Raw genomic sequence first — 21,929 nt, 5'->3', positions numbered from 1 at the left:
GCGATCCACCGAGGCGACGAAAAAGCCAATCCGCCGCAGCAAGGATAACGCTCATGCCCTAAGTTAGCGCCTATGGGACAGCACCCCCTCTGCCCTGCCCGCTGCTTCACCGATTTTTCTTGACCTACAAGTACAGAATCGCTACCACCATCGGCCATGGGAAGACTGAAGCAATTCGACCCCGACGCCGCCGTCGCCACCGCGACGGATCTGTTCTGGCGCCAGGGTTATGGCGCGACGACGCCGGCCGACCTTGTCGAGGCGCTCGGCATCGGCAAGGGCAGTCTCTACAACACCTTCGACAGCAAGCGGGCGCTGTTCGGTGAGGCGTTGCGCCATTACGGCGACGCGCGCGTGGCGGCCCTGCTTACTGTGCTGAACCGGCCAGACCCGGCAAGGGCGCGGCTGCAGGCAGCGCTCGAGCGGCTTGCTGCGCCGGAGATCGCCCATCTGCGGCGGCGCGGCTGCATGGGAGTGAACACGGTTGCCGAGCTTGGCGGGCGCGACGCGGCCGCCACCGTAATCGTGCACTCGATTTTCGAGCGCATGGAACGCGCGCTGCAGGGCACGATCGAGGAGGGCCAACGCAATGGCGATATCGATGCCGGCCGCGACGCGCGGGAGCTGGCCAGCCTGCTGATGACCACGATCCTCGGCATGACCGTGATCGCGAAAATGTCCGACCGGACCGAGCAATTGCACCGCGTCGTGCATGTCGTGATGTCGTTGATCTAGCCAGGAAAAACCATGATCGGGCACCGGCAATCGGGCTCTCTTTCGTCACGACCAATTTTGTACCTTTAGTTCAAGAATACCGTCGTCTTCAACCGCAAACTGGAGAAACCATCATGACCTTATCGCTGGCGAACAAAATCGACTCCGAGGCTTTGAAACTCGAGGCCAATAAAGCGACCGTTCTTGCCTTCTATGAAGCCGCCATCAACCGGACGGATTTCAAGGCCGCCTCGAAGTTCCTCGGCAGCCGCTACGTCCAGCACAATCCCTTGATTGCCGACGGCATCGAAGGCTTCAAGGACTTCCTCGCCTTCCTACGGGAAAACTTCCCCGGCCTGCGCGCCGAGGTCAAGCGGGTCTTTGCCGACGGCGACTTCATCATCGCGCACACGCATGGCGTGCGCGTGCCGGGCGACCGCGGCTCGGCCATCGTCGACATCTTCCGGCTCGAGGAGGGCAAGATCGTCGAGCACTGGGACGTTACCCAGCCGATCCCGGAACAGCCGCTCAACCAGAACGGGATGTTTTGATTGAAGCAGATCAGACGCTGAAGCCGCCGATCTCCCCCACTTGGGGAGCCTGGTGGTGTCACTGTGTGGGCGCTGTCTTGCAACGTTGGAGATTGGCGAAAGCCCAGGATGACGGCCGATCTCCCCCCGTGTGGGAGAGATTGGCTACTTCGCCGTCTCGCCCCTAGATCAGCTTCTCCAGCGTGATCGGCAGGTCCCGCACCCTTTTGCCGGTGGCGTGGAACACCGCGTTCGCAATCGCCGGCGCCACGCCGACGATGCCGAGTTCGCCTACACCCTTGCCACCAAGCGCCGAGGAATGCGGGTCGGGGATGCCGACCGAGATCACCTCGATGTCGGGAATGTCGGCATTGGTTGCGATGAGATAGTCGGCCAAATTGTTGTTGACGATGCGGCCGTGGCGGCGGTCGACGATGCCTTCCTCCAGCAGCGCCTGGCCGATGCCCATGATGATGCCGCCCTTCCACTGGCTTTCGGCGAGCTTGGGGTTGTAGAGCCGACCTGAATCCAGCGCCGACACCACGCGCGATACGCGAACCGTGCCAAAATCCTCGTCGACGCGCACCTCGATGAAATGCGCGCACCAGCTGTGGCGGGAATAGTCGCCCTCGGTGTGCGACAGCGCCGTCGCGATGGTCGTGTAGTTCTTGTAGCGATCGTCAGCCGTCGAATTGGCCGGCATGGTGTCGCCCATCGCCTCGATCTGGCTGCGTCCGACGCTGCCGAGCAGCTCGGCGATCGAGACCTCAGGGCTGTCGCCGCGCGGCGAGGCGATGCGGCCATTGGCAACGACCAGGGTGTTGGCCTGCAGCGCATGGAACGGCGAATTTGGATCGCTGATCGCCAGCCCGACCAACTCATCGAGCGCGGCGGTCGCCGCCTTGTGCACCGCGCCGGTCATCACGCCGGCCAGCCGCGAACCGCCGGTGACGCCGGCGCGGGCATAGCGCGAGTCTCCCAGCTTCACCACGACGTTCTCAGCTGGCACGCCGACCACTTCGGCGGCGGTCTGCGCCAGGATCGTATAGGTGCCCTGCCCCATGTCGATGCTCGAGCTTTCGACCTCGACCGAGCCGTCGGCGAGAATGCGCACCATCGCCTCGCCATAGGCGCGCCGCACCGGATAGGTGCCGGCGGCTACACCCCAGCCGATCAGCTGATCGCCGTGGCGCATCGAGCGCGGCTCTGGTGCACGTTTCGACCAGCCGAAGGCCTCGGCACCGGCAGCGAATGCCTCGCGCAGCTGGCGTGTCGACCACGGCTTGTTCGCCTCCGGATCCTGTTCGGCATAGTTCCTGAGCCGGATTTCCAGCGGATCGATGCCGACCTCGTAAGCCAGTTCGTCGATCGCGCCTTCGATGCCGAAGGCGCTCGGGTTCTCGCCCGGCGCGCGCAGCGCCCCCGGCACCACCGTATTCACCCGCACGACGTTCTGCCGCGACGAGAAATTCGGTGTCGCATACATGATCGAGGTGACCGAACCGAGCGGCTCGACCCAGATGCCGTCGACCGAGGTCTCGTTGACGCCGCGATGCACGATCGACTGGATCCGTCCCTCTGCGTCGGCGCCGAGCGCCACCGTCTGGCGCGTCGCCGCCCGTCCGCCATAGGCGGTGAAGGTCTGCGGCCTGGTGACCGCCAGCTTCACCGGCCGTCCCAGCATTCTCGCGGCCATCGCCGCCACCGCGCCGTAGCCGTAAGCGAACGCCTTGGAGCCGAAACCGCCGCCGATAAAGGGCGAGACCAGGCGCACATTCTCGAACGGCACGCCGAACCATTCGGCATAGGTCCGCGCCATGCCGTCGAGCCATTGGCTGGGCTCCCACACGGTCAGTTGGTCGCCCTGCCAGTGCGCGATCAGGCCGTGCGGCTCCATCGGCGCCTGGTATTCGCGCGGCGTGTTGTAGGCGGCGCAGATCCGAACCGGGGCGGCGGCGAAAGCCGCCTGCGCATCGCCCCATTCCTTGGTCATCGTGTCGATCGGAATGCCGTCGCCGGCCTTCGGATCGTCGAGATCGACGATGGCCGGCGTCTCGTCATAGGCGACCTTGACCAGTGCCGCGGCCGCGACCGCCTGCTCGAAACTCTCGGCCACCACCGCCGCGACATGCTGCCCGCTGAAGGTGATGTCGCGCGCCAGCGGGCAATAGGGAATATCTGGCGGCGGCGTGCCCAGCCAGTCCGTAGCGGTGTTGAGGCGCAACGCATTGTCCGGCGTCAGCACCAGAAGCACGCCCGGCGCGCTTTTAGCCGCGGCCGTGTCGATCGAACGCACCTTGCCGGCCGCAATCCTGCTCTCGACCAGGACCGCGTGGCTGAGCCCTTCGGGCTGCTGCTCGACCGCGTATTTTGCGGCGCCGGTGATCTTGGCCGGGCCATCGACGCGCGACAGCCGCCCGCCCACTGCCTCCGCGAGGATGGCGCCGTCGGAAGCGTCGCCTCTCTTCAAATCATCATGTCTTGATCTGACGTCGTGAACGGTCATGCCGTTTCTCCAATTTTCAGGATGACGCGGGCGACGACGCGCGGCGCCAGTTCGATCTTGTAATGGTTGGCGCCGTGGTCGACGGCGCCCTCGATGGCGAGCAGGCTGGCGCGCCGGACCGTGTCGGGCTCCAGCAGCCTGCCTTTCAGCGCCTCTTCCACGGCGCGAGCGCGCCACGGCCTGGTGGCGACACCGCCGAGCGCCACGCGCAAATCACGGATCGTCCTTCCGTCAGCCTCGAACTCGATGCCGACGGCGGCACTTGCAGCGGCAAATTCGTAGGATTGCCGGTCGCGGACTTTTAGATAGGTCGAACGTCGTGCTGCGGCGGAAGCAGGAATGCTGATCGCGGTGAGCATCTCGCCTGGCGCGATCGCATGTTCCCTGTCGGGCGTGGCGCCCGGCAGGAGAAAAAAGTCATCGACCGCGACCTGGCGATCGCCGAGATGGACTGTTGCGTCGAAGGCGACCAGCGCTGTCGCCAGATCGCCGGGATAGCTGGCGATGCAGGCTTCGCTGGTGCCGAGCACGGCATGGCCGCGGGTGACGCCGCCGATCGCCGAGCAGCCGCTGCCGGGCGTACGCTTGTTGCAGGCCGGAAAATTCGCCGGATCGCGGAAATACGGACAGCGCGTGCGCTGCATCAGATTGCCGCCGATGGTCGCCATGTTGCGGAGCTGCGCCGAGGCCGCCTGCCACAGCGCATCCGAGACGGCGGGGAACCGGCTTTTTATCTCGGCATGGTCGGCGACGCTGCTCATCCTTGCCAACGCTCCGATCGTGGCGCCCCGGTCATCGACCGTGATCCCATCCAGTCCCTTGAGATGGGTGATGTCGACCACGGTTTCGGGTTCGGTGACGCCGCATTTGGCGAGATCGATGAGCGTCGTGCCGCCGGCGAGCAGCATGGCGCCGGGCAGCGCCGCCGCCTGGCGTGCCGCATCGATGGAATTGGCGCGCAGATAGGAAAAATCCCTCATGACGCGACCTCCAGTGCCGCCTGGCGCACGGCGGCGACGATGTGCGGATAGGCGCCACAACGGCAGAGATTGCCGGCCATATATTCGCGGATCTCGTCATCCGAGCCGGCATGGCCCTCGCGGATACAGGCGACAGCCGACATGATCTGGCCCGGCGTGCAGTAACCGCACTGGAAGGCGTCCTGTTCGAGGAAAGCGGCCTGCACCGCGTGCAGCGTGCCGTCGCCGTCAGAAAGCCCTTCGATTGATGTGACCGCCCTGCCCTCGGCCTGGGCGGCGAGCGTCAGGCAGGCCAGCACACGCTGGCCGTCGACATGCACGGTGCAGGCGCCGCATTGGCCCTGGTCGCAGCCTTTCTTGGTGCCGGTCAGGCCGAGATGATCGCGCAAGGCGTCGAGCAGCGTGACGCGCGGCTCGACCTCCAGTTCATGGCGATGTCCGTTGATTTGAAGTTGGATGGGAATTCGGGTTTTGCTTGTCATGGGGCGTCTGGCTCCTGTTGCTTGACGCGAAGGGGGATGATCTGGTGCCCGGCCGGCGAGCGGCAAGGGCGGGGAAGATCGGCGAAAACGGCGGCGCGCATAATCTCCCCCTCGAGGGGGAGATGGCCGCGAAGCGGCCAGAGGGGGTCGCCTCGCATAGAGCGCCACCCCCATCTGCCGCAGGAGGTCGTGCCCGGTCGAACCGACCCCCTTCTGTCGCCTTCGGCGACAACTCCCCCTCGAGGGGGGGAGATCACGCTCTCGCCGGCTTGCAGGCTCTCGACACGTGACATACCGGTCCCCTGGTTATATGATAAAGGTGCTCCACTAAAACGGAGGAGCCTCCGTTTATTACGTGGGGGGTGGACCCGTCGGGTTCAAGCCCCGTATTCGCAGTGGAGAAAATTTTGGCTTCGCAGCCGCCCGCAACCGCCAAAGACGAGCCCGACCCGACAGCGGCAAAACCGCTGCGCGCCGATGCGCAGCGCAACCGCGACGCGCTGGTCGAGGCAGCAGCAGCGGCCTTTGCCACGCATGGCGCCGATGCCTCGCTGGAGGAGATCGCGCGCCAGGCCGGCGTCGGCATCGGCACGCTCTACCGGCATTTTCCGACGCGCGAGCATCTGGTCGAGGTGGTCTACCGGCGCGAAGTGGAAAGCCTGTGCGTGGCCGCCGACGAGCTCGCTCTTCACCACCCGCCCGACGTTGCGCTCGAACAGTGGATGCAGCGCTTCGTCGACTACATCGCCACCAAGCGCGGGCTGGCGACGAGCCTGCGTATCCTGCTCAACACCAATTCAACCTTGTTCTCGGACATGTCCGGCCGGGTGACACTTGCCTTGCGGCAGCTGATCGAAGCGGCGGTCGCCGACGGTTCGATCCGCAGCGACGTCGACAGCTCCGACGTTCTGCACGCGCTGGGCGGCATCTATTCTGCGCCCGATACCGAGGACTGGCGCGACCGCTCGCGCCGGCTGGTGTCGCTGCTGATGGACGGGTTGAGGTTTGGGGCTGGCAAGTCCGCGAAGGGCGGGTGAAGGCTGGGCTGCCGAAAAGCGCGGCGCTGGGACGAAGTCCGCTTTGCGCCATTTCCGGGCGCTCGCGAGTACCGCCACCAATATCGCCTTTTCGACCCCCTCTCGGACCTTGCGCCCAAGGGGCCAAGGCCGATCCCGTGCGGCCAGTTGGGGAGAGGACTATTCAAGCCTCTTCCCAAGTTGCTCAATCCAGTCGAGTCGCGACCAGTTTGCCGTCCATCATCATCGGGATGATTGCCAGCTTCTTTTCTTCCATGAATTCCAGATCGGCGCTGCCTTGATTGAGGTCCATCAGTTGCTCGACTTTTCCATCCGGATGAATGCGAAAGAGCGCCCCTGCGACCCAATCGGTAACCAGCCAGTTCCCTGCCCCGTCCGATTCTAGACCATCTAGATTTCCAACAGGCTCGCCGGACCCGATGTCAGAGATGGCCTTCGTCTTCAGGTCGACCGCGATCAGATGGCCGGGTGTCTTGGACGAAAAATCCGGCTGGATGTCGCGACCCCAGCCGGCGACGAGGAGGCGACCGTCTTCGATACGCAGACCGTTCGGATGCAGAAGATCCTCGCTCTCGAGCCAGACGGAGAGAGCATCATTGTCCAGAACATAAATCCTGTTCGCCAGCATGTCGGAAGCAAAGACACGACCCGCCTCGTCGACGGCGGGATCATTCAGGAACTGAGCGCCTTCGGCAGGCCACGTTCCAGTGATTTTACCGCTCTCGACGTCGACGGCCACAAGCCGATCGATGTCGGTGACGAAAAGCGTATCGCCTTGCATCACCAATCCCTTGGGCGCATTAAGGCCGGTCACCCACTCGGCTGCCTGCAACTTTCCGTCAGGCGAAACCTTCGAAAGGTATCCGACCCCATCCCTGCCGGCGGGGTCGCCAACAATGTTGGAGAGGTAGAAGATGTTCCGCTTGGCGTCGAAAAATACGCTCTCCGGGGCCTTGAATCCGTCAAGCGACCAGACCTCCTCCGCTTTCGCAGGTGAGCCTGCCACTCCTAGTAGTAGAATAGAAAATAGAACTGACTGCAACTTGATCATGATAACCTCCCTATATTGTTTTTCTTGTGTATCCGGGTAAGTGCAACCGAACATTGCTTCGTCGCTTATGCAAAGCGTAGGGTTGCAGCTTCGATTCCGACAAATCCATCTGTCAGAGCGATTTCTGCTTAGCCTCGTCAACTTTACAATTCCCCAGATGAATGGCAGTTCCAACGTCAACTGTCCTGGAAGCCGTACTGCGGACGAAAAGCAACGCCTGACATCCCGCGACGCTGTACTCGGCGCGAGAGGCCGGTGTTCGAAAGCGACGCCTACTAATCGAAACGCCAGCCTGTCGCCTTTTGCGGACGGCCGATGCGGTTCGCCGAACGCATCATCGGCTCGAGGCTCGGATCGTTGATATTGCCGAAATCGGGCACGAGCGGCCGCCAATACCCAGGAAAGACCTGCCACTGAGTTCCACGAGAGCCTAGAGGCGGAAGGAGAGCCGAGCTTTCCGACCGGTCCGGGTGGGTGGGCCGAGCAACAGAGTGACGGCGCTAACGCCCAGCGTAGCAGCACCGACGCAACCGCCGACAACCAGGGTAGGTAAACACAGGTCCTGACGGGTAAATTCGCGCGCTTGCCGCGCCGCGATGACATCCTCAACCTCACCTGAATGCGGCTGTCGCCCCATTCGATAACGGAATGCCAGCGGAGCAAGTAACTCCGCGCTGAATTGCGTCCGGTGCGAAATCCTATGCGAACAAGCCGACTGCTCGATCGTAAAAATGGTCGAGAGCGCAGCGCCTGGCGGCAATCCGGGCGGCTTCAAGCAATTCCTCGCGACCCGAGGCGCCGTCCTTGTAGGTTGCGATGACCACGCGCGCGATCATTTCGGCGTCCTCGTTGTCAAGCTCCGCTTCGCCGGACCGCAAAATTTCCCGAACCACACCCCTCAAGAGATCCAGTTCAATGGTTGAAAAAACGCCCATATGGGGCGCGGATGTGCACTCCACCGCCATCTGAATTCCTCCCGCTGTCACGATATCAAACACGCGAGAGATTACAACTAAAGTATTAGACGAGCGCTTCGGAGGTCGTTCGGCACCCGAACACCGCTGCAACCTTGCTATGCCGCATTTGCCCGAAGTGCCGCGAAATGCTTTTCTCACGTTGGTACAAACAGAAATGGTGCCATCTCATTGCCGAAGCGTCCGCAGACAACGATCGACGTTTCAGGCGGTTGTCGGACCCAACACCTTACGGAACCCCGTTGCGCCGCATGACGTGCAGACGTAGCAAATGCGATTAGTCGGCCATCGATGGAGTACTCATGAAGAAGACTGTCGTTAGGGTTGTCTGTGCCATCGGCCAAGCGGGGCAGATTGGCCTCGATGGGCGCCTTCCCTGGGAAGGCAACCGGTCGCCGGAGTTCGTCGCCGACGTTGCACGGTTTTTCGACGTCACGAGAGGACACGTCTTGCTCGCCGGCCCCAAGACGATCGCGAGCGTTCCGGATTTTGCTCGCGCGGATCGGGAACTTGTCGTTGTTCGCTCCAGCATGGATCCCGAGGACACGCTCCAACGCTTTGCCGGCCGTGTCGTTTTCATCGGCGGCGGTCCACCGGTGTGGGACGCCTACGCGCGCTTCGTCAGCCACTGGGATGTCACCCGGCTGCCCTATGACGGGCCGGCGGACCGCTGGTTCGATGCAAGATGGCTTACGGGAAGTGGCGAGGTTGCGAGAAATCACGCGACCAATGAAGGCTCGGCTCGTTTCGATTCGGGGAACATTTAGACCACGTTGCGACCCAAGTTCCAGTCCGCATTTTCTGCGACTTTGCGGCAACTGATCGAAGCGGCGGTGGCCGATGGCTCGATCCGCAGCGACGTCGACGCCTCCGACGAGCTGGGCGGCATCTATTCAGCGCCCGACACCGAGGACTGGCGCGACCGCTCGCGCCGGCTGGTCTCGCTGCTGATGGACGGGCTGAGGTTTGGGGCTGGCAAGTCCGCGAAGGGCGGGTGAAGGCTGGGCTGCCGAAAGCGCGGCGCTAGAACGAAGTCGGCTACGCGCCAATTGGCGACGTTTGCGGGGTTCTCACCGAATGTCAGGTGCATGAGCGAAGGCGGGCATCAGCGGACTATGGGCAGCGCGAATTTCACCGCACCGGCATAGCTTCAGTTTCTTGCCGAGTTCGCCGCACGGATTAAGGCGCCTCTTGCCATTGCTGAAGCCTCAACTCAGCACCCGGCCTCGCGCGGGGCGGCTGCGACACACGAACTCGCGTGTTATCGCGATGCCTTTGTGATATGTTTCCTGCCCCACCGAAGCGGGGCCAAATGGCTGCGGAGGGAGCCCAATGAATATCGCAGTTTGGCTCAGAGGTTTAGGCCTGGAGCAGTACATTTCGGCTTTCGACGAAAACGCGATTGATGCCGAAATACTGCCGCGCCTCACCGCCGAGGACCTGAAAGAAATCGGGGTTGCCGCGCTTGCCCACCGCAAGCGCATCCTGGAGGCAATTGCCGCGATGCAAGGAGAGCCGGCGTTAGAGTCGGCGAAACCAGCTTCAGCCTCACCAATTCGGACGTCGGCTTCGGTTGAGCGGTCCGGCGAACCTGGACGGCCTCGCGAGGCAGAACGGCGTCAATTGACGGTCATGTTCGTGGATCTCGTCGGTTCTACCGCGCTTGCGACGCGGCTTGACCCTGAGGAGATGCGCGACCTCTTGAGGAAGTTTCAGAATACTGTCGCTGGCGAAGTCCTTCGCTTCGAGGGACACGTCGCGAAGCTTATGGGCGACGGAGTATTGGCCTATTTCGGTTGGCCGCAGGCACACGAGGACGAGGCCGAGCGCGCTGTTCGCGCGGCGCTTGCGGTGGTCGCTGCCGTAGCTGACTTGTCTTTGGGTGACGGGCAGCAACTCTCGGTCCGGGTCGGCATTGCAACTGGCGTCGTAGTCGTGGGCGACCTGATTGGTGTAGGTGCCGCGCAAGAGAATGCAGTCGTGGGCGAGACCCCCAATCTTGCAGCTCGGCTCCAAACTTTGGCCGAGCCGGGAACGGTAGTCATCTCGGAGCTTACCTATAGACTTATCGGAAAGCTGTTCGAGGTGACCAGAATCCGGCCGCAGCGGTTGCCAGGCTTCGACACGCCCATAAACGCATTCAAAGTGATTGGAGAGGGACGCGCCGAGAGTCGATTCGAAGCACTTCATGCAGCCGAATCTGCGCCGCTTACAGGGCGGGAACATGACATCGCCCTGCTCCTCGATCGGTGGCTGCTTGCCGCTTCCGGGGAAGGCCAAGTTGTCGAGCTATTCGGCGAGGCTGGCATAGGCAAGTCCCGCATTCTGCAAGAGCTGCTGGAGCGCCTAAAAGACGAGGCACACACGCGACTGCGGTATTACTGCTCGCCTTATCACCTCGAAACCGCCCTCTATCCTGTGACGGATCAGTTGCTCCGGGCCGGGAACATCAGGCGGACGGACCCGCCCGAGCGTCAGCTTGACTTTCTTGAGCAACTGCTCGCCGGTTCGACAAAGAACCCCAATGAGGCGATCCCACTAATCGCGGCATTGCTGTCGATCCCGACCGAGGGACGCTATCCCAAGCTCGACCTGATGGCGCAAAAACAGAAGTCTCGCACATTCGAGGTGCTGATCGAGCAGCTGGAGGCACTGGCCCGCAGCAAGCCGGTCCTGATGCAGCTTGAGGACACGCATTATCTTGATCCGATGTCCGCCGAGCTCTTCGACCAAATCGCGGGCCGGATTCAACACTTGCTTATAATGCTGATTGCAACTTCGCGACCGGAAGGCGCAGTCCGCTGGGCTGGTCTTCCGCACGCGACTTTTTTGACCCTGAATCGGCTCAGCCGTTCCCAAGCGGCCTCTATCATTGCAGCGATGACGGGGGGCAAGCAGTTACCCGCAACAGTGCTGGATCAGGTTCTGTCGAAGACCGAGGGCGTGCCGCTTTTCGTGGAAGAATTGACGAAGGTCGTGCTTGAATCGGGCCTGCTTGAAGAGCGTGACGGCGAACTCGTGCTGGCAGGCCCACTGCCTCCGTTTGCCGTCCCGGCCACTCTGCACGACTCGCTGATGGCCCGGCTCGATCGGTTGGCTTCGGTCCGGGAGGTCGCGCAGATCGGGGCAGTGATCGGTCGCGAGTTCAAGCACGAGTTGCTTGCCGCAGCCGCTGGACTTCCTGATTTTGAGCTTGAGCGGGCAACGAACGAGCTAGTAGCGGCCGGCCTTGTTTTCCGCCGCGGCAGCAACAGCCAAGTAACTTACGTCTTCAAGCATGCGCTCGTGCAGGATGCGGCCTACAGCAGCCTCCTGCACAGCCGCCGCCAGCAGCTTCATGCCCGGATTGCGTCCATTCTCGAGGAACGCTTCCCCGAAATCGTCACCACAGAGCCCGAACTGCTTGCCCACCACTTTGGTCAGGCGGGCCTTGTGGAAAAGGCTGTCGAGTACAATGAAATCGCTGGTCGTCGGGCGCTTTCTCGCTCTGTCTTGACTGAGGCGCTCGCCAGATTCGACAACGCCCTAACCGGGCTTTCGGCGATGCCACCGTCCGAAGAGCGTTCGCGGCGCGAACTTGCAATCCAGTTGGCGCTCGGCAGTACGCACGTTGCTGCGCAGGGCTTCGCAGCACCTTCGACAGCGGCCGCTTATGGTCGCGCGCGCGAACTCTGTGAGGAGCTGAGCGATACACGTCAGCTCTTTCCGGTTCTTTACGGTCTATGTCTTTACCACCTCTATGCTGCCGAGTTGGCGGAGGCGCGTAGCGCAGCGGACCGCCTGCTTGAATTGGCGGAAGCGAGCAACGACTGTGGGCTGTCGTTCTTTGCTCATCGGGCGGCCGGGGTCAGCGCGTTGCCTGCCGGCGAATTCGCCCGCGCCCGGGCACATCTCGAGCAGGCGCTGGCTCTCTACGATCCCCAGGAGCACAGATCGCCGGCGTTTGTTTACGCCTTCGATCCACGGGTCGTGTGCCTGGACTATCTCGCCCGCACATTGCTGCCGCTTGGGTTTCCTGATCAGGCTCTGGCGGCCAACGACGAGGCGGTTGCTGAAGCGTATCGTGTGGGTCATCGCAACAGCCTCGCTCTGCCATTATTCTTCGGCGGCGTCATCCGCCAGATCCTTGGCGATCGCGAAGGTGTCCGGGAACGCTGCGCAGAGTTGACCCGCATTGCCAGCGAAGCTGGATTCCGTTTTTGGCTTGCCGGCGCCGCAATCTTGAGCGCTTGGACACTCGCTGAGGCGGGCGATGCCGATCGGGGTCGCCTGGAACTCCAACGAGGCCTTGTTGAGTGGCGTGCGACCGGCGCGGAATTCATGGTTCCTTATTTCATCGCTCTTCAGGCGCAGATCCAGGTCAGAGCCGGCGACCACGATGTTGCACTCCGTTTGCTTAAAGAAGCACATGCCAGGATCGAACGCACCAATGAACGATGGTTTGCAGCTGAGGTGCTACGCCTACAGGGCGAGGTGCTCCTTGCAGTCGGGGGAAGACGGAGTTGCACTTGCCAAAAATCGCCTGTCTGACGCGCTGGCGATTGCCCAGGCCCAGGGTGCGCGATTCTGGGAGCTGCGTGCTGCGCTGAGCCTCGCGCGGGCCGACTCTCCCATTTCTGGTGCTCGCGAGCGGCTCGCACTCATCTATTCCGGGTTTACCGAGGGACAAACGTTGCCTGACCTGCAAGCCGCACATGCACTCGCAACACCGGCTGAAGACCTTCGGGCGGCCAATTGATTGAAATGGCGACAGACAAAGGAGGACGCCATGGCACAACCGACCGAGAATATCCGCGACGTGCTTCAGAAGGCGAATGATGGCTGGAATTCGGCCTTCAATAGCGGCAATGCTGACGCAGTCGCTGCTCTATATACACCCGACGCGGTTGTATTGCCGTCCACCCATGCCTTCGTAAGGGGGACGAGTGCTATCAAGGACTTCTGGAAGGAATTGATCTCGGCTGGTGTGGGGAACCATGGCATCGAACTCGTGGATGCAGTGGCCGCCGGTGACATTGCCTACGCGACCGGGAAATGGTCGGCCGAAGGCGGCGAAACGCAGCGCTACGAAGGATCCATAGTCACAATCTTCCGACGCGAAACCGATGGATCGTGGAGAGTATGCCTCCACACTTGGAACTGATGCGCTGCTTCCTGGGGTTGGATGGATCGCGGATCTACCGACGGCAAAAAAACCCAATACGCCAGGGACCGCGCCGTTTCGGAACGAATGGCAGATCCCCCACCCGAAGCTGTCCTTAGGTCACGCTGGCACCAGGGTTTCCGGATGTTGACGCCTCCTACGAACATGTAGGCGTTGAAGCGGAATGGTATTAGTCTGCGCGGTCTGGGGCTTCAGGGACGCGGCAAACGCATGGATTTCAGCTCAGGCCATGGCTATTTCCTCATCGGCGGCCTCATCCTGGTCGGTGCCGGGCTTCTGATCCTTTCGCTGATCGTCAATGCTCGTGTGGCACACAATGTGCGCCACGACATACGCCATCGTGAAAAGCTGCTGGAATATTATCGCAACATCTTTTCCCAGCTCGGGGTGATCCTGATCGGAATTGGCGTTTCTCTGTTCATCTTCTTTTTTCAGCAGAATTATCAGGACCAGCGCAAACGCGAAACGGAGCTGCAGCTGGCTCTCGCCAAACTGGCCGCGCGCATTGCTCGCGGCGCCGCCGTCGTCGAATACCTTGGCGAATTCGATGCGCTGCTGGATGATGGCGGGCCTTACATCAGCCCGGAGCTCGGTGGAACGAATGCCGCGATCAGCGCGCACGGGGCGGAACTCGGCAAGCAGGTCGCCCAGATCCTTCTGGTTGAGCGCGACGTTGAGGTTCAAGCCTTCGATATCCTGAACCTATCGCGCGATTTCGAGGCATCGTTCGTCGTCAACGAACTCGATCCCACGCTGTGGTTCAACATCGTCCGGGATGAGAGCGAGATCAAATATGCCACCACTCAGCTCGCCCTCGACTACAAGGACCTGCAGGATGCGATCGGCGGAGACTCGATCGCGGTTGCGATCGCAAGTCCCGAAAAGGAGGCAAAGATCAAGCAGGAGGTGCTCGACATCTTTTATGATGCCGACCTCTTGCGCCAGCGCAGCCGGAGACTTCTCGGCCGTGCGTGCTGGCTTTTCAGCAAGGGGCGCAGCTTCGTCAATCTTGGACCGGTCAACGAGATCGAAGCCGATGCCAGGTCGCACCAGGAATGGATCGACCGGTCGAAACGCTTCCTGACGCAGTTGAAGTCGGGAAGCGGCGATTGCTTCAAATTGCTCCAGTTCAGCCCGGCACCCTGAGTCGAGAACGCGGCGGCAAAAGGCCCGCCGCCCTGCGGGTCTAGGCTCAGACTCAGTCAGCTGGCTACCGCCGATGGTCGATATGGGGGTGGAATTTTGCCATTCGTCTTGCGGCGCTGGCCTAATCGCTGCTGATGCAGAACCGGATGACCATTCCGATCGAAGGCCCTATAACAGGCCGACAGGATTGCGATGATCAAGGGGAGACGATGCGCTACATACGTCCGCTTTCAATGGAAGATGCTGTTGGCCAGTTGGCCGGCTCGTCTGGCACGGCCGCCATTCTCGCCGGAGGCAGCGACCTCCTGGTGAGGATGAAAGGCGGCTTTATCGAGCCCGACCTTATCGTCGATATCAAGGCGATCGAGGGACTGGGCGAGATCAGGGAAACGGCGGAGGGCTTCGGCATCGGTGCGGCGGTCTCCTGCGCCCTGATGGGCGAGAGCGCGGCCTTGAAGAGGGAATGGCCGGGCGTAGTCGAAGCGGCCAAGCTGATTGGCTCGAAACAGGTGCAGGGACGCTGCACAATCGTCGGCAATCTTTGCAACGCCTCGCCGGCCGCCGACAGCGTGCCGGCGCTGGTGGCCGCCGGCGCCAGGGCATTGATCATCGGGCCAGGAGGCAGGCGCACGGTCGCGGTAGAGGCAGTGCCGACCGGGCCTGGCAAGACGTCGCTCGCCAAGGGAGAAATCATCGAGGCGATCCTGCTCGACAGGCGCGCGCCGCGCTCCGGCGATGCCTATCTGCGTTTCATTCCACGCACGGAGATGGACATCGCCGTAGTCAGCGCCGGGGTGAACCTGACGCTCGATGAGCAAGGTGTCGTCAAATCGGCCCGCGTGGCACTGGGCGCCGTGGCGACGACGGTGCTGCTGGTGGAAGAGGCCGCCGAAGCCCTCATCGGCAGGAAGCTGGACGAAGCCGCGCTGGAGCGGCTCGCCAAGGTCTGCTCGGGGGCCTGCCGGCCCATCGACGACAAGCGCGGCACCATCGAATTCAGAAGGAAAGTTGCGGGTGTGCTGGCCAGGCGGGCCGCCATGACCGCCTATGCACGTGCAGGAGGCAAATGATGGCCGGTGTAGCAGTCTCAACGACAATCAACGGCGACAATTTCGAGTACCTTTGTCAACCGGACGAGACGCTGCTCGATGTGCTGCGCGACCGCCTCGGGCTGACCGGCGCCAAGGAAGGCTGCGGCACCGGCGACTGCGGCGCCTGCAGCATCATCCTCGACGACCGGCTGGTGTGTTCGTGCCTGGTGCTTGGCGCGGAGGCTGAAGGCCGGCGCGTCGAGACCGTCGAAGGCATGGCGCATGGCGACACGCTGCATCCGCTGCAGCAGAAGTTCCTCGAGCACGCAGCACTGCAATGCGGCATCTGCACGCCGGGCTTCCTGATCGCTGCGAAGGACCTTTTGGCCAAGAACCCCGACCCGACCGAGGAGGAAATCCGCTTCGGCCTCGCCGGGAACCTCTGCCGCTGCACCGGCTATGACAAGATCGTGCGCGCCGTCCAGGACGCGGCAAACGTGATGAAGGGAGCATGACGATGAATTTCGATCCACGTTTCGCGGGGCGCAATTTCACCTCGGTCGGCACCCGCCCCATCCGTCCCGACGGCGTCGACAAGGTGACGGGCCGCGCGCGCTACGGCGCGGATTTCAACATGGCCGGCCAGCTGGTCGGGCGTGTTCTGAGAAGCCCGCACGCCCACGCCACGATCAGGAAGATCGACACCTCGAAGGCGGAGAAACTCCCCGGCGTGAAGGCAGTGATCACCGCCGCCGACCTGCCCGACCTCACCGATGGCGATTCCGCCATGTACGACATCCTCGACAACTGCATGGCGCGCAAGAAAGCACTCTATGACGGCCATGCGGTGGCTGCGGTCGCCGCGGTCGACGCCCGCACCGCCAGGCAGGCGCTGAAGTTGATCGAGGTCGACTACGAAGTGCTGCCGCATGTGACCGATGTCGACGAGGCGATGAAGCACTCGGCGCCCGTGCTCAACGACGCCATCTTCACCGCGGGCCTCGAGGAAAAGCCCGCCAAGCCGTCCAATGTCACCAAGCGCACTCAGTACGGCCATGGCGACGTTCATCAGGGTTTTGGACAGGCCGATTACGTCGTCGAACGCTCCTTCAAGACCGAGCAGACGCACCAGGGCTATATCGAGCCGCATGCCTGCGTGGCCAATGTCAGCTCGGACGGCACTGCCGACCTCTGGGTCTGCACGCAGGGCCATTTCGTCTACCGCCAGCACTGCGCCCAACTGCTTGGTATGGAAGCTTCCAAGCTTCGCGTCACCTCCTCGGAGATCGGCGGCGGTTTCGGCGGCAAGACCCATGTCTGGGCCGAGCCGGTGGCGCTGGCGCTGTCGCGCAAGGCCGGCCGGCCGGTCAAGCTGGTCATGACGCGCGACGAGGTGTTCCGCGCCTCGGGGCCGACCAGCGCCACCTCGATCGAGGTCAGGATCGGCGCCCGCAAGGACGGCACGATCACCGCGGCCGAGGCGACGCTACGCTACTCCTGCGGCCCCTATGCCGGCATGTGGGCCGAGATCGGCGCCATGACCGCGTTTGCCTGCTACAGGCTCGAGAACGTCAAGACGGTTGGCTACGAAGTGCTGGTCAACCGGCCGAAGACGGCCGCCTATCGCGCGCCATCGGCGCCGATGGCGGCGTTTGCGGTGGAAAGTGCCGTCGACGAGCTGGCCAAGGAGATCGGCATGGACCCGGTCGAGTTCCGGATCAGGAACGCCGCGCAGGAAGGCACCAGATCGTCCTACGGCCCGGTATACGGCCCGATCGGCATCGGCCCGACGCTCGAAGCGGCGAAGAACCATCCGCACATGAAGGCACCGCTAGGCAAGAACCAGGGCCGCGGCATGGCTTGCGGCTTCTGGTTCAACTTCGGCGGCCAGACCTGCACCGACCTCAACATCGGCATGGACGGCTCGGTCTCGCTTGCCGTCGGCACGGTCGATGTGGGTGGTTCCCGCGCGTCGTTGTCGCTGGTGGCGGCGGAGGAACTCGGCATCGCCTATGAGCAGGTCAAGGCGGTGGTGGCTGACACCTCCAGCCTCGGCTACAACGACATGACCGACGGCAGCCGCGGCACCTTCTCCTCCTCTATGGCGACGATCTCGGCCGCCCGCAACGCCATCAAGATCCTGCGGGAACGCGCCGCGCAGATGTGGGACATTCCCGTCGACGACGTGGTCTGGGAAAAGGGCCACGCCATCGCCAAAGGCGAGAAGTACGGCAACCTTGCGGCGCTGTCGCTGAAGGAGATCGCGGCCGCGTCAGGGAAAACGGGCGGGCCGATCGCCGGCCACAGCGAGCTCGTCGCCGACGGCGCCGGCGTCTCCTTCGCCACCCATATTTGCGATATCGAGGTCGATCCGGAGACCGGCGCCACGAGGGTCCTGCGCTACACAGTCGTGCAGGATGCCGGCAAGGCGGTGCACCCAACCTATGTCGAGGGGCAGTACCAGGGGGGTGCGGCGCAAGGCATCGGCTGGGCGCTCAACGAAGAGTACATCTACGGCAAGGACGGGCGGCTGCAGAACCCCGGCTTCCTCGACTACCGGATCCCGGTCTGCTCGGACCTGCCGATGATCGACACGCAGATCCTCGAGATCCCCAATCCCAACCATCCTTACGGGGTGCGTGGCGTCGGCGAGACCTCGATCGTGCCGCCGCTGGCGGCGATCGCCAATGCGGTGTCGAACGCCGCAGGCGTGCGGATGACGCATATCCCGATGTCGCCGCCGCGGATTCTCGCGGCGATCGAGGCGGAACGGGGAGGCTGATGGTCGAAGTAACGCTCTGGGGATCGCTCGGCGCAATCGCCGGAGGCAAGAGCAAGGTCGAGATCGAGGCGAAGGATATTCGGGAGCTGTTCAGGAAGCTGGCTGAGCAGTATCCCGGCTTCGAGCCCTTGATCGATCGCGGCATCGCCGTCGCTATCGACGGGACGATTTATCGGGATACGTGGTCGAAGGAATTGCCGCAAGGCGCGGAGATTTTTCTGCTGCCGAGGCTGGCTGGGGGGTGAGTGGGGGCGAGGACGTGCGGCATATAGAATGGCAGCTTTGCGCCTCATCTCAGTCGTTCCGCCCGAGGGCAGAGGCAACCGAAAGCGGACGCGCTGTTCCAGAAATCTACCTCTTGGTTACGGCAAAACGAACCACAAGAGCCCATCGACTAGACCGGTCGATGGGCTTCAGCCCAAGACATTCCAAACCAGACGGCCGAGTCCGGCTCCTTGCTCCAATCAATCAGGGCGTCGAGCGTCGCAGTGACGGATTGGCGAGGCAATCCGATAGCGACGATATCGTCCATCGCTTCATCGATGATGCTCGCAATGTTCCGGACAACTGCCTCAAAGTCAGGCTCGCCGGCGCATCCGCCAAAAAAGACAAATGTGATACGTCGTGGACGCAAGTCGGCCTGATGCAACAATTGAACAAGGCGACGTCCGATGATTGGATCATTGCCGTGTCGGTCGTAGGTTCGCTGATAGGCATGCCATAGTGAGGCAAATCCCGGTGGCTCGGGCCAGAGCCGCAGCCCATCATAGTCGTCATCTGACAATATCACCCGTCCGCCCGGTCGCACTGCGCCGGCCATGTTGCGAACAAGCAGCAACGGGTCAGGTAGGTGCTCGAGAACGAACCGCGCATGAGCAACGTCGAACTGTCCAAGCTCGTTATCGGTAAGAAGTGGAGCAAGCACGTCACCCTGCCTCATCTCCAGAAATGCCAAATCCCCATCGGCGTCAGCCTGGCGTAGCGCCTCCGCTATCTGCTCCGGGCTTCGCTCCAAAGCCAAGACCGGAACACCGGTGGCCCGCGCCATCATTCTCGAAAACTGCCCTAACCCAGCACCGAAATCGACGACCCGCTCGCCAACAACCAGCTGTGCAGCGTCGAGACATCGTTGATTAAGACGCTTGTTTAAAGCCGTCAGCCGTTGCTGCTCGGCTTCACTTGATCCATGCGTATAATGCGATGACGACATTCACTGCCCCCAGATCGAATGACCATCAGCTTCGCATAAGGTCGGACGGCGTCAAGATCAGCGGCTGTGAATTGAACCGTGGCGACCCCTGCGCCCGGCACATCAATTACCGCTTTGCGCCTATATCGGCCGTAGAGGGCGCGTTGGCCCCTACGCAAATGCAGACATCGCCGGTGTGGTTAAGTCACGTCTGCAGGCTATCCGCATGTTCCCGCGAAGGCTCGCAAGGCTTGAAAATACGCCGGTCATTCTGATCCAGACACTTAGGCGCGGCAATCTGCTCGGCAGGCTGACATGCCTGATCGGCAAGTCCCTCGGAAGACAGGAGACTTGCGGTCAACAAGAGGGTAGATTGCATCCCAGCTTCGGCTGAACTTCAGAGGGAAAGTTGGAACGCAGACTGGCCGCTATCCTCGCAGCTGACGTCGTGGGCTACAGCCGCATTATGGGCCTGGACGAAGAAGGTGCGCTGGCCGCTTTGAACCGCATTCGCGAGGAGTTGTTCAATTCCACCGTCTCGGACCACCGGGGACGCGTCGTCAAACAGACAGGCGACGGCTTCCTCGTCGAGTTTCCAAGCGTCGTAAACGCGGTTGCCTGCGCTGTAGCGATCCAAAGCGGCATGCGACAAAGAAATGCAAATGTGCCAACCCCCAATCGCGTCGACTTCCGCATAGGTATCAACCTCGGCGACATTATAGTCGAGGATGGCGATATCTTCGGCGACGGTGTCAATTTGGCCGCCCGGCTCGAGACATTCGCCGAGCCGGGCGGGATTTCCGTTTCTAGTTCCGTACGTGATCACGTCGGAGCCCGGCTCGACCTCACATTCGAGGACATGGGCGAGCAGTTGCTGAAGAACATCGACCGGCCCGTGCGAGTCTACAACATCCCCCTTGGCGCTTCGTCCGGAAGCGTGGACCGCGGCACGGCCGCCTCCGAGGACCGGCGCGAGAAGGAGAGGCCGCGGATTGCCGTGCTACCTTTCAACAATATGAGCGGCGACCCGGAGCAGGAATATTTCTCCGATGGCATAACCGAGGACATCATCACCGATCTGTCAAAAGTGTCAGGGCTTCACGTCGTCGCCCGCAATACCGTATTCACCTACAAGAGTAAGCCTATCAAGGTTCAGCAGACGGCACGGGAACTCGGCGTCCGATACGTCCTTGAGGGCAGCGTCCGCAAAGTGGGCCAACGCGTGCGCGTCACTGGTCAGCTCATTGACGGGAAAGATGGCACACACATCTGGGCGGACCGTTACGACCGTGACCTGACCGACATCTTTGCGATTCAGGACGAGATAACCCACACCATTGTCGAGCAACTCAGGGTCAGGCTTTTGCCTGAGGAGAAGAAGGCGATCGAGCAGCCGCCAACCGTGAGTGTCGAAGCCTACACCTATTATCTCAGGGGGCGGGAGTTTTTCCGCGAATGGACTAAATCGTATCTGCTTCTGGCACGCCGGATGTTTGCTATGGCAGTGGAACTGGACCCTAATTATGCGCGCGCATATGCCGGCATCGCTGATTGCGACTCGGCACTGTTCGTGTGGCATTCCGAGGAGATTTCACCTGATGCAATCATGGAAATGAGTGCCAAGGCGCTCACGCTCGATCCGGGTCTAGCGGAGGCCCATGCCTCGCTCGGGTTGGCACTCCTGCATAACAGGCGCCCCGAGGAGGCCAATGTAGCCTTTCAGCGTGCACTCGTCCTAGACCCTAATTCCTATGAGGCGAATTTCTTCTACGCCAGGCATTTTTACGTGAAAGGCGACTTCGAGGCGTCAGCCAAATATTTCGAACGCGCTGCGGAGATTCGTCCCGATGACTATGTCTCGGCGATGTTCCTGGCGGGTATATTTCGCCGACTCCGGCGCTTCGCGGATGCCGAGAAATGGGCGCGCGCGGGGATCGTATTGGCCGAAGGTATGCTTGAACTGCATCCGGAAAATGCCGGGCCTGCGCACCGCGGAGCGCTTTTACTGGCGTATCTGGGCGAACGCGAGCGGGCAAAGGAGTGGGCCGCCCGCGCCCTGGTGATCGATCCGGATGACCTTGTCGCCCACTTCAACATCGCGTGCGCGTATTCCGTCATGGGGGACCCCGACAAAGCGCTGGGTGTTCTTGGGAAAATCCTCCCGCACAGTACCTGGTATCAGCGGAGCTGGTTTGAAAACGAGCCGGACTTCGACCCGATCCGCGAGCATCCCCAATTCGGAAAATTATTCGCGGCTTTTGCCGGGCAACCAACAGCCGTCAGTGCGGCTGATCCTGGAGAATCAGCCGAAGCGGACCGTCCTCCTGAATAATGAGACGCGGG

The 21,929-nt window shown here is 62.1% G+C and carries 19 protein-coding genes; 13 read left to right on the top strand and 6 right to left on the bottom strand.

Annotation, left to right across the window (positions count from 1 at the left end):
- Positions 1-156: 156 nt before the first annotated feature.
- A complete protein-coding gene (locus tag AC0L3L_RS25125; protein ID WP_473639560.1) occupies positions 157-735 on the top strand; it encodes a TetR/AcrR family transcriptional regulator in 579 nt (192 codons plus the stop codon).
- Between the two features lie 113 nt (positions 736-848).
- Positions 849-1,265: a nuclear transport factor 2 family protein gene (locus AC0L3L_RS25120; RefSeq protein ID WP_473639559.1), complete on the top strand. Its 417-nt coding sequence runs from the start codon at positions 849-851 to the stop codon at positions 1,263-1,265.
- Between the two features lie 163 nt (positions 1,266-1,428).
- Here the strand turns inward: AC0L3L_RS25120 and AC0L3L_RS25115 are convergent, their stop codons facing one another.
- From AC0L3L_RS25115 to AC0L3L_RS25105, 3 genes are read right to left on the bottom strand one after another with little or no spacing between them, the layout of a single operon-like run.
- Positions 1,429-3,750, bottom strand: coding sequence for a xanthine dehydrogenase family protein molybdopterin-binding subunit (locus tag AC0L3L_RS25115; protein ID WP_473639557.1), 2,322 nt, complete (start codon positions 3,748-3,750; stop codon positions 1,429-1,431).
- The gene (locus AC0L3L_RS25110; RefSeq protein WP_473639555.1) at positions 3,747-4,730 is read right to left on the bottom strand and encodes an FAD binding domain-containing protein; all 984 of its coding nucleotides are present in this window, start codon (positions 4,728-4,730) and stop codon (positions 3,747-3,749) included. The genes AC0L3L_RS25115 and AC0L3L_RS25110 overlap by 4 nt, the downstream gene beginning before the upstream one ends.
- Positions 4,727-5,212, bottom strand: a complete 486-nt coding sequence (locus tag AC0L3L_RS25105) for a (2Fe-2S)-binding protein (RefSeq protein WP_473530140.1) — start codon at positions 5,210-5,212, stop codon at positions 4,727-4,729. The genes AC0L3L_RS25110 and AC0L3L_RS25105 overlap by 4 nt, the downstream gene beginning before the upstream one ends.
- Positions 5,213-5,619: 407 nt before the next feature.
- Between AC0L3L_RS25105 and AC0L3L_RS25100 the strand changes: the two genes are divergently transcribed.
- The gene (locus AC0L3L_RS25100; RefSeq protein WP_473530139.1) at positions 5,620-6,249 is read left to right on the top strand and encodes a TetR/AcrR family transcriptional regulator; all 630 of its coding nucleotides are present in this window, start codon (positions 5,620-5,622) and stop codon (positions 6,247-6,249) included.
- Positions 6,250-6,433: 184 nt separating this feature from the next.
- On the opposite strand, the gene AC0L3L_RS25095 is transcribed toward AC0L3L_RS25100, so the two are convergent.
- Both AC0L3L_RS25095 and AC0L3L_RS25090 read right to left on the bottom strand, forming a co-directional pair.
- Positions 6,434-7,300 carry an SMP-30/gluconolactonase/LRE family protein gene (locus AC0L3L_RS25095; protein WP_473639553.1) on the bottom strand — a complete coding sequence of 289 codons (867 nt, stop codon included), beginning with the start codon at positions 7,298-7,300 and terminating at the stop codon, positions 6,434-6,436.
- A gap of 698 nt (positions 7,301-7,998) precedes the next feature.
- Positions 7,999-8,298, bottom strand: a complete 300-nt coding sequence (locus AC0L3L_RS25090) for a hypothetical protein (protein ID WP_352960716.1) — start codon at positions 8,296-8,298, stop codon at positions 7,999-8,001.
- A gap of 278 nt (positions 8,299-8,576) precedes the next feature.
- On the opposite strand from AC0L3L_RS25090, the gene AC0L3L_RS25085 reads away from it, so the two are divergent.
- The 9 genes from AC0L3L_RS25085 to AC0L3L_RS25045 all read left to right on the top strand — a co-directional run bounded on the left by AC0L3L_RS25085 (position 8,577) and on the right by AC0L3L_RS25045 (position 18,642).
- The gene (locus AC0L3L_RS25085; RefSeq protein WP_473639551.1) at positions 8,577-9,041 is read left to right on the top strand and encodes a dihydrofolate reductase; all 465 of its coding nucleotides are present in this window, start codon (positions 8,577-8,579) and stop codon (positions 9,039-9,041) included.
- A gap of 6 nt (positions 9,042-9,047) precedes the next feature.
- Complete coding sequence (locus AC0L3L_RS25080; RefSeq protein WP_473639549.1) at positions 9,048-9,272, top strand: SbtR family transcriptional regulator; 225 nt, start codon at positions 9,048-9,050, stop codon at positions 9,270-9,272.
- Between the two features lie 334 nt (positions 9,273-9,606).
- The gene (locus AC0L3L_RS25075; RefSeq protein ID WP_473639547.1) at positions 9,607-12,804 is read left to right on the top strand and encodes an adenylate/guanylate cyclase domain-containing protein; all 3,198 of its coding nucleotides are present in this window, start codon (positions 9,607-9,609) and stop codon (positions 12,802-12,804) included.
- Positions 12,805-13,042: 238 nt separating this feature from the next.
- Positions 13,043-13,417 (top strand): YybH family protein, encoded by a 375-nt coding sequence (locus AC0L3L_RS25070; protein ID WP_473597546.1) that lies wholly within the window; start codon positions 13,043-13,045, stop codon positions 13,415-13,417.
- Positions 13,418-13,648: 231 nt separating this feature from the next.
- On the top strand, positions 13,649-14,584 hold the full coding sequence (locus AC0L3L_RS25065; protein ID WP_473639545.1) for a hypothetical protein: 936 nt from the start codon (positions 13,649-13,651) through the stop codon (positions 14,582-14,584).
- 209 nt (positions 14,585-14,793) lie between these two features.
- The gene (locus tag AC0L3L_RS25060) at positions 14,794-15,654 is read left to right on the top strand and encodes an FAD binding domain-containing protein (protein WP_473639543.1); all 861 of its coding nucleotides are present in this window, start codon (positions 14,794-14,796) and stop codon (positions 15,652-15,654) included.
- On the top strand, positions 15,654-16,130 hold the full coding sequence (locus tag AC0L3L_RS25055; RefSeq protein ID WP_473487593.1) for a (2Fe-2S)-binding protein: 477 nt from the start codon (positions 15,654-15,656) through the stop codon (positions 16,128-16,130). Before AC0L3L_RS25060 ends, AC0L3L_RS25055 begins: the two co-directional genes overlap by 1 nt.
- A gap of 2 nt (positions 16,131-16,132) precedes the next feature.
- A complete protein-coding gene (locus tag AC0L3L_RS25050) occupies positions 16,133-18,397 on the top strand; it encodes a xanthine dehydrogenase family protein molybdopterin-binding subunit (protein ID WP_473639541.1) in 2,265 nt (754 codons plus the stop codon).
- Positions 18,397-18,642, top strand: a complete 246-nt coding sequence (locus AC0L3L_RS25045; RefSeq protein WP_473526981.1) for a MoaD/ThiS family protein — start codon at positions 18,397-18,399, stop codon at positions 18,640-18,642. Before AC0L3L_RS25050 ends, AC0L3L_RS25045 begins: the two co-directional genes overlap by 1 nt.
- Before the next feature lie 149 nt (positions 18,643-18,791).
- Here the strand turns inward: AC0L3L_RS25045 and AC0L3L_RS25040 are convergent, their stop codons facing one another.
- Positions 18,792-19,607: a class I SAM-dependent methyltransferase gene (locus AC0L3L_RS25040; RefSeq protein ID WP_473639539.1), complete on the bottom strand. Its 816-nt coding sequence runs from the start codon at positions 19,605-19,607 to the stop codon at positions 18,792-18,794.
- Between the two features lie 388 nt (positions 19,608-19,995).
- On the opposite strand from AC0L3L_RS25040, the gene AC0L3L_RS25035 reads away from it, so the two are divergent.
- The gene (locus AC0L3L_RS25035; protein ID WP_473639537.1) at positions 19,996-21,918 is read left to right on the top strand and encodes a TPR end-of-group domain-containing protein; all 1,923 of its coding nucleotides are present in this window, start codon (positions 19,996-19,998) and stop codon (positions 21,916-21,918) included.
- The last annotated feature ends 11 nt before the right edge of the window (positions 21,919-21,929 follow it).

The organism is Mesorhizobium sp. WSM4849, assembly GCF_055811385.1.
Note: the sequence above shows the minus strand (reverse complement) of the source record. Positions and strands in the feature narration are given on the sequence as shown.

Bases quoted from the DNA above. Each gene is read 5' to 3' on its own strand.
- AC0L3L_RS25085 (WP_473639551.1), top strand. From the start codon at position 8,577: ATGAAGAAGACTGTCGTTAGGGTTGTCTGTGCCATCGGCCAAGCGGGG.
- AC0L3L_RS25105 (WP_473530140.1), bottom strand. From the start codon at position 5,212: ATGACAAGCAAAACCCGAATTCCCATCCAACTTCAAATCAACGGACAT.
- AC0L3L_RS25050 (WP_473639541.1), top strand. From the start codon at position 16,133: ATGAATTTCGATCCACGTTTCGCGGGGCGCAATTTCACCTCGGTCGGC.
- AC0L3L_RS25065 (WP_473639545.1), top strand. From the start codon at position 13,649: ATGGATTTCAGCTCAGGCCATGGCTATTTCCTCATCGGCGGCCTCATC.
- AC0L3L_RS25125 (WP_473639560.1), top strand. From the start codon at position 157: ATGGGAAGACTGAAGCAATTCGACCCCGACGCCGCCGTCGCCACCGCG.
- AC0L3L_RS25110 (WP_473639555.1), bottom strand. From the start codon at position 4,730: ATGAGGGATTTTTCCTATCTGCGCGCCAATTCCATCGATGCGGCACGC.
- AC0L3L_RS25115 (WP_473639557.1), bottom strand. From the start codon at position 3,750: ATGACCGTTCACGACGTCAGATCAAGACATGATGATTTGAAGAGAGGC.
- AC0L3L_RS25040 (WP_473639539.1), bottom strand. From the start codon at position 19,607: ATGTCGTCATCGCATTATACGCATGGATCAAGTGAAGCCGAGCAGCAA.
- AC0L3L_RS25055 (WP_473487593.1), top strand. From the start codon at position 15,654: ATGGCCGGTGTAGCAGTCTCAACGACAATCAACGGCGACAATTTCGAG.
- AC0L3L_RS25045 (WP_473526981.1), top strand. From the start codon at position 18,397: ATGGTCGAAGTAACGCTCTGGGGATCGCTCGGCGCAATCGCCGGAGGC.
- AC0L3L_RS25120 (WP_473639559.1), top strand. From the start codon at position 849: ATGACCTTATCGCTGGCGAACAAAATCGACTCCGAGGCTTTGAAACTC.
- AC0L3L_RS25075 (WP_473639547.1), top strand. From the start codon at position 9,607: ATGAATATCGCAGTTTGGCTCAGAGGTTTAGGCCTGGAGCAGTACATT.
- AC0L3L_RS25070 (WP_473597546.1), top strand. From the start codon at position 13,043: ATGGCACAACCGACCGAGAATATCCGCGACGTGCTTCAGAAGGCGAAT.
- AC0L3L_RS25095 (WP_473639553.1), bottom strand. From the start codon at position 7,300: ATGATCAAGTTGCAGTCAGTTCTATTTTCTATTCTACTACTAGGAGTG.
- AC0L3L_RS25060 (WP_473639543.1), top strand. From the start codon at position 14,794: ATGCGCTACATACGTCCGCTTTCAATGGAAGATGCTGTTGGCCAGTTG.